Here is a 1,191-nt window from a genome sequence, read left to right on the forward strand (position 1 = left end):
TTCAGCATGGTCACTTCTTTGCTAACCCCTTTCCATTCAAATACGGAAGAATATGCGGACGAGACTCACCAGCTAACTTGCTCGTAACCTCTTGTGACCACGTACTTTGTTTTTGATTGCTTGAGCGGTTTGCATAGTAGTTCTGCATCGTTTGGTCGTATGCTTGAATGTCATCTAAGTTGAGATCTTGGTACTGGTTCTCGTGCACGACTACGCGTGCAGGTAGGCGAGGTTTAACTTCTGGGTTTTGATCTGGATGGCCCAAACACATACCAAATAGGATGGCGGTATTCTGGGGTAGCCCCAGTAGCTCATCCACTTGTTGGGCATTGTTTCTTAAGCCGCCAATGTATACGCCTCCCAACCCCATAGATTCTGCTGCCAATAAGCAGTTTTGAGCCATGATTCCTGAGTCTACGGCGCCTATTAGCGTTAACTCTGTGAAATCGGCTTGAACATTAGGATTAATACTGGCGTGACGCTGGTAGTCGATACAGAACACCAAGAACTCTGCCGCGCTTTCAACGTATGCTTGATTCCCTGCAAATTTCGCTAGTTGCGATCTCTTCTCTGTGTCAGAGACTCTAACAATTGATACTACCTGCAACATACTGGATGAGGATGCGGCAAGACCCGCTTGAAGGATGGTTTCCAGTTGCTCTTTATCGATAGGCTGTGAGGTAAATTTACGAATGGAACGGTGGCCAAGAATGGTTTGGATCGTACTGTTCATGATGACTTAACATCCTTTGTTCTATTTTTAGGCTGAGCGTTCACCTTAGCGGTATTTAATGAATGGGTAAACTATCGCGAAAGAAAAACTGTGCCTTAGAGCATAAGTTTGAGTTCAGACTGGGGAAACGGCGCGCATTCTGTTTGTGAAGGTATATACTGTTTTTAGAATCAATAGTTTATCTACGTTGGAAAGATGAAAGAGCTGATACTTCATACCGTCACAGTGTTCATGGGGTTCTTTGCGATCATGAATCCCATTGCCAATATTCCTATCTTTTTGAGCCTCACGGCGGATGAAGATAAAGAGACCGTTCGATCAATAGCACTTCGTTCGGTGTTTATTGCTTTTGTCATCGTGGCTATTTTTGCCATCGCAGGAAAAGTGATTTTCGACCTCTTTGGTATCACCCTTTATGCGCTGCGCATTACTGGGGGGATCTTAGTCTTCATGATTGG

The 1,191-nt window shown here is 44.7% G+C and carries 2 protein-coding genes; one reads left to right on the forward strand and one right to left on the reverse strand.

The window, feature by feature from the left end; all coding sequences use genetic code 11:
• Window positions 1-10 precede the first annotated feature (10 nt).
• Complete coding sequence (gene nfsA / locus R7O12_RS25875; RefSeq protein ID WP_318126916.1) at window positions 11-733, reverse strand: oxygen-insensitive NADPH nitroreductase; 723 nt, start codon at window positions 731-733, stop codon at window positions 11-13.
• Window positions 734-928: 195 nt separating this feature from the next.
• On the opposite strand from nfsA, the gene R7O12_RS25880 reads away from it, so the two are divergent.
• Window positions 929-1,191: MarC family protein (locus R7O12_RS25880; protein ID WP_318126918.1), on the forward strand; the 263-nt coding region annotated here is incomplete at its 3' end.

The organism is Vibrio sp. Vb1574 (genome assembly GCF_033338675.1).